This window comes from Vibrio sp. 779(2023), assembly GCF_033344285.1.
GTDB classification, from domain to species: Bacteria; Pseudomonadota; Gammaproteobacteria; order Enterobacterales; family Vibrionaceae; genus Vibrio; species Vibrio alginolyticus.
Genome location: NZ_JAWPOM010000020.1, coordinates 43618 through 57094, shown reverse-complemented (window position 1 = coordinate 57094; position 13477 = coordinate 43618). Strand labels below are relative to the sequence as shown.

14 protein-coding genes and 1 other RNA gene are annotated in these 13477 nt (G+C 43.7%); 8 read left to right on the top strand and 7 right to left on the bottom strand.

The genetic code is table 11. The features are described 5' to 3' along the window. The first annotated feature begins 25 nt into the window (after positions 1-25). The 4 genes from epd to mscS all read left to right on the top strand — a co-directional run bounded on the left by epd (position 26) and on the right by mscS (position 4897). Positions 26-1063 (top strand): erythrose-4-phosphate dehydrogenase, encoded by a 1038-nt coding sequence (epd, locus tag R8O70_RS20045; protein WP_005384545.1) that lies wholly within the window; start codon positions 26-28, stop codon positions 1061-1063. 151 nt (positions 1064-1214) lie between these two features. Further along, positions 1215-2375, top strand: coding sequence for a phosphoglycerate kinase (locus R8O70_RS20040; protein WP_005384547.1), 1161 nt, complete (start codon positions 1215-1217; stop codon positions 2373-2375). 154 nt (positions 2376-2529) lie between these two features. Continuing rightward, complete coding sequence (fbaA, locus tag R8O70_RS20035; RefSeq protein ID WP_005380996.1) at positions 2530-3606, top strand: class II fructose-bisphosphate aldolase; 1077 nt, start codon at positions 2530-2532, stop codon at positions 3604-3606. Between the two features lie 424 nt (positions 3607-4030). Further along, on the top strand, positions 4031-4897 hold the full coding sequence (mscS, locus tag R8O70_RS20030) for a small-conductance mechanosensitive channel MscS (protein ID WP_005384548.1): 867 nt from the start codon (positions 4031-4033) through the stop codon (positions 4895-4897). A gap of 47 nt (positions 4898-4944) precedes the next feature. On the opposite strand, the gene R8O70_RS20025 is transcribed toward mscS, so the two are convergent. Further along, entirely contained in the window at positions 4945-5427 is a 483-nt protein-coding gene (locus tag R8O70_RS20025; RefSeq protein WP_017633558.1) for a YbaK/EbsC family protein, read from the bottom strand. Between the two features lie 26 nt (positions 5428-5453). Continuing rightward, complete coding sequence (locus R8O70_RS20020; RefSeq protein WP_025998531.1) at positions 5454-6083, bottom strand: LysE/ArgO family amino acid transporter; 630 nt, start codon at positions 6081-6083, stop codon at positions 5454-5456. A gap of 147 nt (positions 6084-6230) precedes the next feature. On the opposite strand from R8O70_RS20020, the gene R8O70_RS20015 reads away from it, so the two are divergent. Together R8O70_RS20015 and R8O70_RS20010 are read left to right on the top strand one after the other, a co-directional pair. Beyond that, a complete protein-coding gene (locus R8O70_RS20015) occupies positions 6231-7127 on the top strand; it encodes a LysR family transcriptional regulator ArgP (protein WP_025768836.1) in 897 nt (298 codons plus the stop codon). 208 nt (positions 7128-7335) lie between these two features. After that, entirely contained in the window at positions 7336-8028 is a 693-nt protein-coding gene (locus R8O70_RS20010) for an oxidative stress defense protein (RefSeq protein ID WP_005384550.1), read from the top strand. Positions 8029-8099: 71 nt separating this feature from the next. Here R8O70_RS20010 and serA read toward each other — a convergent pair whose 3' ends face one another. The 5 genes from serA to R8O70_RS19985 all read right to left on the bottom strand — a co-directional run bounded on the left by serA (position 8100) and on the right by R8O70_RS19985 (position 11423). Next, a complete protein-coding gene (gene serA / locus R8O70_RS20005) occupies positions 8100-9332 on the bottom strand; it encodes a phosphoglycerate dehydrogenase (RefSeq protein ID WP_005384551.1) in 1233 nt (410 codons plus the stop codon). A gap of 274 nt (positions 9333-9606) precedes the next feature. Then, entirely contained in the window at positions 9607-10263 is a 657-nt protein-coding gene (gene rpiA / locus R8O70_RS20000) for a ribose-5-phosphate isomerase RpiA (protein WP_005380982.1), read from the bottom strand. Positions 10264-10316: 53 nt separating this feature from the next. Further along, positions 10317-10916 (bottom strand): 5-formyltetrahydrofolate cyclo-ligase, encoded by a 600-nt coding sequence (locus tag R8O70_RS19995; RefSeq protein ID WP_005384552.1) that lies wholly within the window; start codon positions 10914-10916, stop codon positions 10317-10319. A 5-nt stretch (positions 10917-10921) separates the two neighbouring features. Continuing rightward, positions 10922-11106: non-coding RNA, 6S RNA (gene ssrS / locus R8O70_RS19990), on the bottom strand. Positions 11107-11114: 8 nt separating this feature from the next. Further along, complete coding sequence (locus R8O70_RS19985; RefSeq protein ID WP_005384553.1) at positions 11115-11423, bottom strand: cell division protein ZapA; 309 nt, start codon at positions 11421-11423, stop codon at positions 11115-11117. A gap of 249 nt (positions 11424-11672) precedes the next feature. Here R8O70_RS19985 and R8O70_RS19980 point away from each other — a divergent pair, with 249 nt between their 5' ends. Both R8O70_RS19980 and ubiH read left to right on the top strand, forming a co-directional pair. After that, on the top strand, positions 11673-12251 hold the full coding sequence (locus R8O70_RS19980) for a YecA family protein (RefSeq protein WP_033907447.1): 579 nt from the start codon (positions 11673-11675) through the stop codon (positions 12249-12251). Positions 12252-12274: 23 nt separating this feature from the next. Further along, positions 12275-13453 (top strand): 2-octaprenyl-6-methoxyphenyl hydroxylase, encoded by a 1179-nt coding sequence (gene ubiH / locus R8O70_RS19975; RefSeq protein ID WP_213867359.1) that lies wholly within the window; start codon positions 12275-12277, stop codon positions 13451-13453. The last annotated feature ends 24 nt before the right edge of the window (positions 13454-13477 follow it).

The window sequence follows — 13477 nt, the reverse complement described above, 5'->3', positions numbered from 1 at the left end:
AAATTTTTGGTAGGGCGAAGGATAAATGCTAAAGGTTGCGATCAATGGATTTGGACGTATAGGTCGTAATGTTCTGCGAGCGGTGTATGAAAGCGGAAAACACCAGCAGATCAAGGTTGTGGCGGTAAACGAACTAGCACAGCCAGAGGCGATGGCACACCTACTGCAATATGACACCAGTCATGGTCGCTTTGGTAAAAAAATTTCCCATGACCAAGAACATTTGCATGTTCATCATGACAGCGGTGAATATGATTCCATTCGCATTCTCCATCTCTCCGAAATCGAATTACTTCCTTGGCGTGATTTAGAAGTTGATATCGTCTTGGATTGCACTGGCGTATTTGGTTCGCAAGCGGATGGGCAAGCGCATATAGAAGCTGGCGCTAAGAAAGTACTGTTTTCGCACCCGGGCGCAAACGACCTAGATAATACGATTATCTATGGCGTGAACCACGAAACTCTGAAAGACGAGCACCGTGTTGTCTCCAATGGCTCTTGCACCACCAACTGTATCGTTCCCATCATTAAAGTATTAGACGAAGCCTTCGGCATAGAGTCTGGCACCATTACCACAATTCATTCGTCCATGAACGATCAACAAGTAATTGATGCGTATCATAACGACTTACGCCGTACCCGCGCTGCAAGCCAATCTATTATTCCGGTGGACACTAAGTTGCATAAGGGGATTGAAAGAATCTTCCCGAAATTTTCCAACAAATTCGAAGCAATTTCTGTTCGTGTTCCAACGGTTAACGTCACTGCAATGGATTTAAGTGTCACAATTAGTACAAATGTGAAAGTTAATGACGTAAATCAAACCATTGTTAACGCATCTCAGTGTACATTACGTAACATTGTTGACTATACTGAATCGCCACTCGTTTCCATCGACTTTAACCACGACCCCCATAGTGCGATTGTGGATGGAAGCCAGACTAGAGTGAGTAACGGGCAACTCGTAAAAATGCTCGTTTGGTGCGACAACGAATGGGGCTTTGCTAACCGGATGCTGGATACTGCCTTAGCAATGCAAGCTTCTTCGCAAGTGGAACAGTAATGACGAAGAAGTGATGGAGAATTTTTATTTCAAGCCTTGAAATAAATCCATAATATCTCCATATCTATAACCAGTTTGAAGAATTAACAGGCTTGGCAGGGTTGCCGAGTTTTCAAAAACTTTAATTATTAAATATTTGAGAGGACACATCATGTCTGTAATCAAGATGACTGACCTGGATCTTGCAGGTAAACGTGTATTTATCCGTGCTGACCTAAACGTGCCAGTAAAAGACGGTAAAGTAACTTCGGATGCACGTATCATCGCATCTCTTCCAACTATTAAGCACTGCCTAGAAGCAGGCGCTAAAGTAATGGTTACGTCTCATCTAGGTCGCCCAACTGAAGGTGAATACGCTGAAGAGTTCTCTCTACAACCAGTTGTTAACTACCTAAACGACGCACTAGATTGCGAAGTGAAGCTAGCAAAAGACTACCTAGATGGCCTAGAGCTAAATGCGGGTGAACTTGTTGTTCTTGAAAACGTTCGCTTCAACAAAGGCGAAAAGAAAAACGACGAAGAGCTATCTAAGAAATATGCAGCACTATGTGACGTATTCGTAATGGACGCATTCGGTACGGCTCACCGTGCTCAAGCATCTACTCACGGCGTTGGCATGCACGCAGACGTAGCATGTGCTGGTCCTCTACTAGCAAACGAACTAGAAGCGCTAGGCAAAGCAATGGACAAGCCAGCTCGTCCAATGGTTGCTATCGTAGGTGGTTCAAAAGTTTCTACTAAGCTAACTGTTCTTGAGTCTCTATCTAAAATCGCTGACCAACTCGTTGTTGGTGGTGGTATTGCTAACACATTCATCGCAGCTGCTGGCCACAACGTTGGTAAGTCTCTATACGAAGCAGACCTAGTTGAAACAGCTAAGAAGCTAATGGACGAGTGTGCAATTCCAGTAGCAACTGACGTTGCATGTGCGAAAGCATTTGACGAGAACGCAGAAGCTGAAATCAAGCACGTTTCTGAAGTACAAGACGACGACATGATCTTCGACCTTGGTCCAGATTCAACTGCTGAACTAGCTGAAATCCTTAAAAACGCTAAGACTATCCTATGGAACGGTCCAGTAGGCGTATTCGAATTCAAGAACTTCGAAGCAGGTACTAAAGGTATCTCTGAAGCTATCGCAGCTTCTGAAGGCTTCTCTGTTGCTGGTGGTGGTGACACGCTAGCGGCTATCGACAAGTTCGGTATCAAAGCGGATGTATCTTACATCTCTACTGGCGGCGGCGCTTTCCTTGAGTTCGTAGAAGGTAAAGTTCTTCCAGCAGTAGAAATGCTAGAAGCACGCGCTAAGTAATTAAAGCAAAGCGGGGGAGTGATTCTCCCGCTTTCTTGTTTGCTGCAACGTGTGAGGAACTCTGCTAGAATAGCCTCAGTTGTGAGCAAACGTTTGCAAGATTTTCAACTTAACAAGTTTTGTTTAAAAACGACAGATAAATAGGATTACATCCATGTCTAAGATCTTCGACTTCGTAAAACCAGGTGTTATCTCTGGCGATGACGTTCAGAAAGTATTTGAAGTTGCAAAAGAAAACAGCTTTGCACTTCCAGCAGTAAACTGTGTGGGTACTGACTCTGTAAACGCAGTACTTGAAGCAGCTGCAAAAGTTAAAGCTCCAGTTATCGTTCAGTTCTCTAACGGTGGCGCTGCTTTCTTTGCTGGTAAAGGTCTAAAACTTGAAGGTCAAGAAGCTCAAATCCTAGGTGCTGTTGCTGGTGCGAAATACGTTCACGCTGTAGCTGAAGCTTACGGTGTTCCAGTAATCCTACACACTGACCACGCAGCTAAGAAACTACTTCCTTGGATCGACGGTCTACTAGACGCTGGTGAAGAGTACTTCGCGCAAACTGGTAAGCCACTATTCTCTTCTCACATGATCGACCTTTCTGAAGAGTCTCTAGAAGAGAACATCGAAATTTCTGCTAAGTACCTAGAGCGCATGGCTAAAATGAACATGACTCTAGAAATCGAACTAGGTTGTACTGGTGGTGAAGAAGACGGTGTTGACAACTCTGATATGGATGCGTCTGAACTATACACTTCTCCAGAAGACGTTGCATACGCATACGAGAAACTAAGCGCAATCAGCCACCGTTTCACTATCGCAGCATCTTTCGGTAACGTACACGGCGTATACAAGCCAGGTAACGTTGTACTAACTCCAACTATCCTACGTGATTCTCAAGCGCACGTTTCTGAGAAATTCGGTCTTCCAGCGAACTCTCTAAACTTCGTATTCCACGGCGGTTCAGGTTCTTCTCTAGAAGAAATCCGTGAATCTATCGGCTACGGTGTGATCAAAATGAACATCGATACTGATACACAGTGGGCTACTTGGGATGGTATCCGTAAGTTCGAAGCTGAAAACCACGATTACCTACAAGGTCAGATCGGTAACCCAACTGGTGAAGATGCACCAAACAAGAAGTACTACGATCCACGCGTATGGCTACGTGCAGGCCAAGCTTCAATGGTTACTCGTCTAGAGCAAGCATTTGCTGACCTTAACGCAGTTGACGTACTATAATCGTTACTGATTAAGTTACTTAAAAACCCGCTCTTTGAGCGGGTTTTTTTATATCTATCATTTTCTTCCCCTCTGCTTTCTCCCGATATTTTTATGCGTTAGGTTGTATTTGCTAGTGAGATATCTCACCTTTAACGTTTTTTTTAAAGAAAGCATGGGAATATCAGTCTTAAGAGTGGCGAAATCAGAGTGCATTGCGTAACCTGTAACAAGTCAGTGTCAGAAAGCTCTGATAAAGTCTTGTTTTGCATATCTTTGCGAAACTCTGACTTTGAAAAAAGTCAGAGTTGGGATATTGTGCCAAAAATCTGACACTGTTCAGTGGAGCAATAGGGATGTTGTTTTAGAAAAGAGCCTTTAAAAAACAAGGTTCATAAATTAACGGCAATTGGATTTATATCTCTTTATTTTGAGGATAAGAATTATGGCAGGTGAATCGGTGGGTATCGATACCACTTTAACGGATGGTCTAACTCAGGCTGAAACTTGGCTGACAAACAATTCAGATCTACTGGTTCAGTACGGTGTGAACATTATCTCTGCGGTGCTTATTCTGTTTATCGGTAATCTTATCGTTAAGGCAGTCGCTGGTAGTGTTTCTAAAGTACTAGAAAAGAAAAACATGGATAAGGCCGTCGTTGAATTTATTCACGGTCTTGTTCGTTACTTGCTATTTGTAATCGTGCTAATCGCGGCTCTTGGTCGATTAGGAGTTCAAACCGCTTCTGTTGTTGCTGTGATTGGTGCGGCAGGTCTTGCTGTTGGTCTTGCACTACAAGGTTCACTATCAAACTTTGCAGCAGGCGTACTTATTGTTGCGTTCCGTCCATTCAAATCAGGCGACTACGTAGAAATCGGTGGTGTAGCGGGTAGTGTTGAAGCAATTCAAATCTTCCAAACCGTTCTAAAAACACCAGACAACAAAATGGTTGTTGTGCCTAACTCTTCAGTTATCGGCGGTGCCATTACTAACTACTCTCGCCATGCGACACGACGTGTCGACCTAGTGATTGGTGTTTCATACAAAGCAGACCTTAAACTAACGAAGAAAGTGATTCGTGAGACGCTAGAGAAAGATCCACGTATCTTGAAAGACCCAGATATCACAATTGGTGTACTTACGTTAGCAGACTCTTCAGTTAACTTTGTGGTTCGTCCATGGGTGAAAACTGCAGATTACTGGGGCGTATACTTTGATGCAATGCAAGGTATTAAAGAAGCATTGGATGAAAATGGTATCGAGATTCCATTCCCACAAATGGATGTTCACCTGAACAAAGTCGACGCTTAATCAAAAGCAGTCGATATTCAAAAGCGAGGCCAATAGGCCTCGCTTTTTTATACTTCGTAAAGGGTGTGATGACCTGCAAGTAAGAGGCGTTTTAGATGTTTACCTGCAAATCCAAATGTGAACTCAGGTAAGCCAGGCGTATAGAGCAACTCTTGATGTTGATAGAGATTGGTATCAACAATGATAGTGATGTATTCCGGTAAGCCTATTGGGCAAACCGCGCCGGGTACGCAACCTAACACTTCGACCATTTCATCGTCATTACAAATAGAGGGACGTTTACCTGTAATCGCTTTAATCTGCTTGGCATCGAGGCGCGAGTCCTTATCTGTCAGATAAACTGCGTAACCTTGTCCTTTGAGTGTTAAAAAGAGGCTTTTGGTATGCGTACCCGTCCAACCAAGCTCTCTCGCAATGCGTATATCTGTCTCAAAGTCTAAGATGGCTTCGTGCTGCCATTCACGAAAAGGAATAGAGAGCGCGTTGAATCGCTCTCTATTGTTGTTATAAATACGTTTTAGTGACTCCATGTCTTTGCTGCCTTACTACCTTATGATTACCAATACTTATCAATAAGCTCACTCGCTAAGATATACGCTATTGTGAACATCATCATTGCGATTGCAATGTCGATGGTTTTTTTCACTTTTGGTTTAGAGAGTGTTGGACCTAGTTTGGCGGCTCCTATCGATAAAGTGTAGAACCAAACAAAGGAAGCCATAATCGTACCTAGTGCAAAAGCAATGCGATCATGGCCTTCAAATTGTCCACCGATCGAACCTAGAATAACGACTGTATCTAAATATAAGTGCGGATTAAGCACAGTGACGGCTAACGCACCTAGAATAACCGTTCGACGACCTCGAGCTACGATCTCCCCTTTTGATTCCGATTCACTCTCTGGCTTAAAAGCACTTTTTAGTGAGAGCAGTCCATAGAAGCTCAAGAAAGCAATACCACCAAGTGTCACCGACGTCAGTAAGATTTCATTTTGAGACAGAATTGCACCACCACCAAAAATACCTAGAGAGATGAAAATCATATCTAGCACGCTACAAATAGTGGCGGTTGTTAGGTGGTGGTTACGCTTTATGCCTTGATTCAAAACATACGCATTTTGCGCGCCGATCGGAATGATCATTGATGCTCCTAAACCAAAACCTTGCAATAGAACCCACAAGCTCACACTTCACCTCACTTCAAAATAACAAATACATTTACAGAAAAGGGAAAGATAAAGCGTTTATCTAAATAAGTATAATTAATGATTTTAATCTTACATTAGATAGACTAATTTAACGGGAGGCGTTTGATCAAGAGTGAGAGGAAAGGCATGCGAGGGTTAGATTACAAATGGATTGAGGCATTAGACGCTATAGTTTATCAGGGTAGCTTTGAGCGTGCTGCCGAGCATTTATTTGTTTCTCAATCCGCCATTTCTCAACGTATCAAGCAGTTAGAGAAGTTTCTCGCGCAGCCTGTTTTAATTCGAAGCCAGCCACCTAAGCCAACGCTAATTGGTAAAAAATTGTTGGGTCTTTATCGGCGAGTACGCTTGCTAGAGCATGAAATTCTCCCCGAATTAAAAAATGATACCAGTACGCGACCTGTGCAACTCTCTTTAGCGACTAATGCAGATAGCCTTGCAACATGGCTACTGCCAGCGCTGCAAAATGTTATGAAGCAGCGTCAAGTTGAACTAAAACTGACTATCTATGGTGAATACCGCTCTATTGAAAAACTCAAAAGTGGCGAAGTGACAGGAGCGATCAGCTTGGAGTCCCAGCCAATCCCCGGATGCAGAGCAGACTATTTAGGTCGCATCGATTATGTTTGTGTCGCGAGCCCAGAGTTCTATCAGCGTTATTTTTCTAAAGGCGTAAATAATCAGACATTGGCAAAAGCACCGGCCGTTTCATATGACCAATATGATGATCTACATAAAACATTTCTTACCGAGCATTTTAACGTCAATCCTGACAGCGTTATTCATCACAACATCAGTAGTTCTGAAGCGTTTCTAAAAGTGGCGTTAGCTGGTGTTGCTTATTGCTTGATCCCCCGCTTGCAAATTACCGACGAATTAGACAGAGGTGTGTTGGTTGATGTGACTCCAGGTTTTTTAATGTCCCATCGGATTTATTGGCACCACTGGCAGTTAGAAACTGGGGTATTACAAGAAATCTCACACGCGATAGTGGGGTATGCGCAGCAGCATCTACCTCAATAAGTTTGTCAGAGCTGCATATCGTTAACTTAAGTGTGTTTTGTTTAAAAATTACGCCAATGTTACATAGTCAAAGTTGTGTTAGAAGTCACTATGGGTGCTTGGATAATCGGCGGAAGTTTCTATTATGAAACCACACGCTTTCTCAGCCATGATAGTGATGTTGGAATCTGAGATTAAGTACTTAATTTTGTATGGATGGATTTATTGAATGAAATTGTATTCATTTTTGCTGGCTTCAGCACTCAGCCTTACCAGTGCTTCAGTTTTGGCGAATACGCCAGAGTTTGCTCATGTTACGACAACGGGGTATGGCGAAGTGACGGCCACACCTGATATGGCTACGTTTTCTGTAAAAGTAGTCGATACGACAATGACGGCCGAACAAGCGAAATTGTCCGTAGATAAAACCGTTGAAGAGTTTCTAAAAAGCTTATCGGATGCCGGCTTGTCAAAAGACAATATTACTAGCTCGAATTTATACCTTGCTCCTCAGTACCATTACCCTAAATCAGGAAAAGCAGAACTTGTTGGGTATCGAGCATCTCGCAGTATTGATGTCACGGTGACGGATCTGAAAAACCTTAACCAATACCTAGATATGGCGTTAGAAGCGGGAATTAATCAGGTTGATAATATTCAACTTAAGGTAAGCAACCAAGCCGAGTATCAGCAAAAGGCACGAATGGCTGCGATTAAGGACGCAAGAGAAAAAGCAGGGTCATTAGCGACTGGTTTTGAGAAAAAGTTGGGCGATGTATGGCAGATCAATTACAGACAGATGCACGTTCAGCCTGTGTTAATGCGTTCAATGGCGATGGATAGTAAAGAAGGAGCGAATAGCTACCAAGATTCAACCATGATCATTCGCGATCAAGTCGATGTCATTTATAAGCTAAAGTAAGGCTTAGCAAACAGTAAAAAGCAAAAGGCAGGGAGTTACAACCCCTGCCTTTGTCATTTCTATTTCACAGTTTAATGCAGGATACGAGCACGGATTGTGCCTTCAATGTTTTTGAGCTTTGTTAGAGCTTCTTCTGAGCGTTCAGTTTCAACGTCGATCACTACGTAGCCTATTTCAGCGGCTGTTTGTAGGTACTGCGCGGCAATGTTAATGCCTTCTTCAGCAAAGATGGTGTTGATCTGAGTTAGGATACCAGGACGGTTCTTGTGGATATGAAGCAGACGAGAGCACTCACCACTGTGTTCTGGTAATGACACTTCAGGGAAGTTTACGCTTGAAAGTGTCGATCCGTTATCAGAGTACTTAGCCAGTTTACCCGCCACTTCTAAGCCGATATTTTCTTGTGCTTCTTGTGTTGAACCACCAACGTGTGGAGTGAGGATGACGTTATCGAATTTTTGTAAAGGAGACTCGAACGGGTCAGCATTCGTTTTTGGTTCAGTTGGGAATACATCAATTGCAGCGCCAGCAAGGTGACCAGCTTCTAAGCTATGGCAAAGTGCAGGAATATCCACAACGGTGCCACGTGCCGCGTTGATAAAGATGGAACCTGGTTTCATTCGAGCAAATTCAGCTTCACCCATCATGTTTTTCGTTTCCGGTGTTTCGGGAACGTGCAAAGAAATCACATCACATTTGTTCAATAGTTCACTCATGGTATGTACTTGCGTCGCATTACCAAGGGACAGTTTGTTCTCAATATCGTAGTAGTAAACGCGCATACCTAAGTTTTCGGCAATAATACCAAGCTGCGTACCAATGTGACCGTATCCGATAATGCCAAGGCACTTACCACGAGCTTCGTAAGAGTTGTCTGCACTTTTCTTCCAAATACCGCGATGTGCAAGTGCATTCTTTTCAGGAATACCACGCACTAGTAAAAGGATTTGCCCAAGTACAAGCTCTGCCACGCTTCGAGTGTTAGAGAATGGTGCATTAAAGACAGGAATACCGCGTTTTGCTGCTGCATCTAGGTTTACTTGGTTAGTACCAATACAAAAACAGCCAATTGCAACCAGCTTGTTCGCCGCATTGATTACCTCTTCGGATAGGTTCGTACGGGAGCGGATACCAATGAAGTGCACGTCTTTTACTGCTTCAATTAGTTCTTCTTCCGGAAGGGAACCTTTATGGTATTCAATGTTGGTATAACCAGCTGCTTGAAGAACTTCAACTGAAGAAGGGTGGAGTCCCTCTAACAAGAGGATCTTAATCTTTTCTTTTTCCAGTGAAACTTTGGCCATTTTTTCTCGTCCTTAAAATGGAAAGGTGGGCTAATGTGGCGCACATTGGGCAAAACTATTAAAAAGGGGATAATTAACAGTTTTGTAGGAAGACAAACGTTTCCCTGTGCGTCTTCTGTTCAATAAAGTAACAAAAAAAAATTGCTTTGGGTAAGAAAATTACGGAATAAGAGATAATTTTCTTATAGAAAGGAATAAAAAACGGTGCCTTGCAGCACCGTATGTAATGAAATAACAGAAAAGTGAACCAGATAGGTTCATTTTGGGCTGTTATTTATTCTTCAATTTTTGCACCTTCTGGTGTGCCAGTGATCACTACGTCTGCACCACGATGAGCGAAAAGACCCACAGTCACCACACCAGCGATGCCGTTTATTTTGTCTTCCATTTCTTTCGGGTTGGTAATTTGCATATTGTGCACATCCAGAATCACGTTGCCGTTGTCAGTCACAACGCCTTCACGGTAAGCTGGATCACCACCTAGTTTTACCAATTCACGAGCCACGTAAGAGCGTGCCATTGGGATTACTTCAACAGGCAATGGGAACTGGCCAAGTACGTCAACTGCTTTAGTGCCGTCAACGATACATACGAACTTATCAGAGATTGCTGCGACAATTTTCTCACGAGTCAGAGCCGCGCCGCCGCCTTTGATCATTTCACGTGCTGGGTTGATCTCATCTGCGCCATCAACATACACATCCAGCTTCATTACATCGTTGCACTCGTATACTTCAATACCAAGCTCTTTAAGGCGCTCAGTTGAAGCGACAGAGCTAGACACTGCACCTTTAATATCATCTTTGATAGTGCCTAGTGCATCGATGAAGTGATTCACGGTAGAGCCAGTACCAACACCGACAATGCTGCCTTTCTCAACATATTTTAGTGCTGCCCAACCAGCCGCTTTTTTCATTTCATCTTGAGTCATGCCAATCTCCTGAATAGATGTTCGTTAACGTTTGCGGGCGTGATTATAGCGGCTTACTTGTCACTTTCCCATTGCCATATTTGGCTTGGGGTCACGATCTTAGGTAATGGAATATCCCAGCTTTCAATTGGTAAGCGTTCTACATGTTGGCAGTCATGAGCGATACCGACAGGTTTAGCACCCTCTCCAGTTATAAACCAACGTGACAGAGTACGATCGTAGTACCCTCCGCCCATGCCTAAGCGGTGTCCGATGCTGTCGAACCCAACTAAAGGCGTGCAGATTAAATCAAGCTGGCGAACGGGTTTGAGGTGTCTGATATCGAGCTTGGGCTCTAAGATGCCGTACTTGTTGTAGACGAGCTGTTCATCACTTATATACTGAAGAAACAGTAACTGACCTTTAGAAAAGGGATGGATGACGGGCAGATAAACCGATTTTCCCTGTTGCCATAACCATTCAATGAGCGGTTTAGTATCAAGCTCACCGTCTGCAGAAAGGTAGATGGCAATATGTTGCGCCTGATCGATTTCAGGAAGTTGGGAAAATTGAGTAATAAGGTCGATTCCCGCTTGGTATTGCGTATCACTGCACAGAGCGTTGCGCTTTTCACGAATCAGTTTGCGGAAGTCTTGTCGAGAGAGGTCTGACATAGAGAGAATACCCCAGGGTGCCGTTGAGGATTGTGGCCCTTGAACCAGCTGGTTCAAGGCGGATCAGCAATGACAACCGTAGGCTTCTCGGTGCATGCCGAGCTTGCTCAATAGTTACCAAATACTAACCCTTAGGTATTGCTTATCGGCTCAGGGACTTAAATCCTGCTGACGCACACCCCAGGGTAAATTTTGTACTTACTGCTGTCCTTGCGTAACTTTGCTTAGTGCGTTCTCTAAAGACGCGGTGAGCTTTTCCATTCGCTCAGTAATTTCTTGCTGTTGACCATTAGATTCGTATGACTTGGTGTGCAACTCATAGCAAATATTCAATGCAGCAAAGGTCAGCAGTTGGATTTCATTGGTTACCTTAGTACGTTCGCTCATTTCTTTCAATCGGCGATCCAGATCTTTTGCCGCTGCAACAAGAGACTCTTCTTGTCCTGTCGGACAATTCACTCGTGTAAGTTTGCCTAATATTTCAACGTCGATCGCTTGATTGCTCATGATGAATAAACTCTATATTCGCGCTATCTAAGGTGTTGCTTCATACAACTACCGAGGAGCAAACTATAGGAAAACCGCTATTAAGATTCAAGCATTTCCCATCACAGAAAGAGAAATGATGACGAGATCACACAGGAATTGGGCAAATTGAACAAATGCTGTCCAAAATTGAATTTGATAGCCGTTTCAGACCACTAACCTTGATGGTAGGATATACCAATACATTATTACGCAAGAATGAGCCAAGTTATGAGTGAAATCACCCTTCCTGAATACCAATCTATTGCTGCTGAACTGCAATCTGCAAGCCTAGCAGTAACACCTGCGGAATTACATGGCTTATTTGTCGGCATGTTAAGTGGTGGATTGGCGATTAATGATCAAACTTGGCAGCCTATTCTGTTTGACTACACCAATGATGGTATGGGTTGGCCTTCTACCGCGCTAGCTTTTGCTCAAAGCGTATTCACTGTTACTGTCAATGAACTAACTGGCACGTCGATGGAGCTGTCTTTATTATTGCCAGATGAGCCGGGCGAAGAAGGCTTATTCGCATTAGCCGACAGTGTGTCCGACTTTGTAAACCACTTTATTTCTGGGCTAGGTCTAGCAGGCGTTGCGCTTAACAAAGCATCTGATGACGCTAAAGAAGCACTGGCTGACTTAGAAGAGATTGCCAAATTAGGCATCGATGAAGATGACGATCTTGGTGAACAAGCGCAATTGCTAGAGCAAGTGATTGAGCACATCAAAGCTTGCGTACTAACGATTCATGCTGAATTTGGTGTTCGTCCTGAAAGCAGCGACAAAAAACCTACTATTCACTAATCGTAGACTGTCCAGAGGTTAGTATGAAGCAATATGATGTAGTCATTGCTGGTGGTGCCATGGCTGGTGCAACGTTAGCATTGGCGATTGACCATTTGTCTCAGGGAAAGCTCCGCATTGCCGTCGTTGAGCCTTTTAAAGCACAATCAGATATGCACCCTGGTTTTGACTCTCGCTCAATCGCATTGTCTTACGGTACTGTCAATCTGTTGCGTCAACTACAGCTCTGGACGTCAGTAGAACCGTTTGTCACACCCATTGAACATATCCACGTTTCTGACCGCTCTCATGCTGGGATGACGGAGATTACCAAGCAAGAGGTTGGGGTTGAAGCTCTAGGGTATGTTGTCGAATTAGCCGATGTTGGTCGCGTATATCAAGAATTATTAGACAGCAGCGAATCAATTACGCTGTTTTGTCCTGACTCCGTTACCGATATCGAGCGCGAGCAAAACTGTACCCATGTGACGTTGAAAAGTGGTGAGCAACTTGAAGCAAAACTGCTGGTGGCTGCAGATGGTGCTGTTTCGACCTGTTGTCAGAAAATTGGTCTAGAACTTTCTGAGCAAGATTTTGAACAAGTGGCTGTCATTGCCAATATTGTGACTCAAGAATCTCATCAAGGTAGAGCCTTTGAACGTTTTACTGAAAATGGCCCTGTTGCTTTATTGCCAATGAGTGACAATCGAATGTCCTTAGTTTGGTGTTTGCACCCTGAAGAAGCCCAAGCCGTTCTTGAGTTATCTGATCAAGCATTTCTCCAGCGTTTACAGAACGATTTTGGTTGGCGTTTAGGCGCGATGAAAAAAGTGGGGCGCCGTGCAAGTTACCCATTGCTTCTTCGCCATCGAAAGCAAAATATTTCACATCGCTTTGCGATTGTTGGAAATGCGGCGCAAACGCTGCACCCGATAGCTGGACAAGGCTTTAATCTCGGTATTCGCGATGTAGTCTCACTAGCAGAAGAAATTGTGCAGCAAAGTGAGGATGTGGGTCTTTATCAAGGACTGATGCGCTTTAGTCAACGTAGAGAAACAGATCGAAGCGAAACTATTTGGCTAACCAGTGCCTTGGTGCATGTTTTTTCAAATGATTTACCCGCGATGCGAATTGGCCGAAATACTGCCTTAGCAGCGATGGATAACCTTTCTATTTTTAAGCAGCCGCTACTACGCCATACACTTGGCTTGGTAAAACGATGAACGGCCGCACTGAATTAGGTAATA